Below are 990 nucleotides of genomic sequence, written 5' to 3'. Positions count from 1 at the left end.
ACGACGTCACCTGAAATTTCAGCTGGGTATGCGAAGTACAAGAATGCACGACCAGTCAAAGCAGGGTTTAAGAAGTTCTTACCGGTACCACCAAAGATTTCTTTACCAATCACAACACCAAATGAAATACCTAAAGCAACTTGCCATAGTGGTAAATCAGGTGGGCAGATCAAAGCAAATAGAATCGATGTTACGAAGAAACCTTCGTTAACTTCGTGACCACGAACAGCTGCGAACAACACTTCCCAAAAACCACCAACTACGAAGGTAACCGCGTAAATAGGCAGGAAGTAAGCTGCACCATAAGCCATATTATGCCAAATATTACTTGGGTCATGACCAATAAAGAACAAGCTATGCCAGTCCGTTGGAGCAGTCGCTAGACCTGCTGCAATTGCATCGTTTGCTTGGAAACCGATATTCCACATACCAAAAAACATAGCTGGGAATGTACACATCCAAACTGTGATCATAATACGCTTCAAATCTACGCCATCGCGAACATGAGATGTCGCAGCAGTTGTGCTTGAAGGTGAGTAAAAAATCGTATCTACGGCTTCATAAAGTGCGTAGAACTTTTCATATTTGCCACCCTTATGAAAGTGCGGCTCAAGATCATCTAAAAAACTACGTAAGCCCATATTAGCCCTCCTTCTCGATGCGCGTTAGGTTGGACCGAAGGATCGGACCATACTCATACTTACCAGGGCATACAAATGTGCATAATGCCAAATCTTCCTCGTCTAACTCCAGGCAACCTAATTGCTGAGCTTGTTCAGTGTCTTCAACAATCAATGCGCGAAGAAGCTGAGTAGGAAGGACGTCTAATGGCATTACACGTTCATAAGCACCAACAGGAACCATCGCGCGTTCACTACCATTTGTAGTGGTGCTAAAGCTAAACAGTTTACTTCCCATTAATTTTGATAAGTAAATGTTCATGACAGAGAACTTGTTCATGCCCGGGTTTAACCAACCGAACAACTCGCG

At 43.5% G+C, this 990-nt stretch carries 1 protein-coding gene and 1 pseudogene; both read right to left on the bottom strand.

Features of this window, described 5'->3' with window-relative positions; translation table 11 throughout:
• Positions 1–641: RnfABCDGE type electron transport complex subunit D (locus tag A3762_RS02760; protein WP_197468971.1), on the bottom strand; the 641-nt coding region annotated here is incomplete at its 3' end.
• Position 642: 1 nt separating this feature from the next.
• A pseudogene (locus A3762_RS02755) lies at positions 643–990 on the bottom strand (NADH:ubiquinone reductase (Na(+)-transporting) subunit A); the annotation flags it as partial.

It is taken from the genome of Oleiphilus sp. HI0125 (assembly GCF_001635355.1).
Note: the sequence above shows the minus strand (reverse complement) of the source record. Positions and strands in the feature narration are given on the sequence as shown.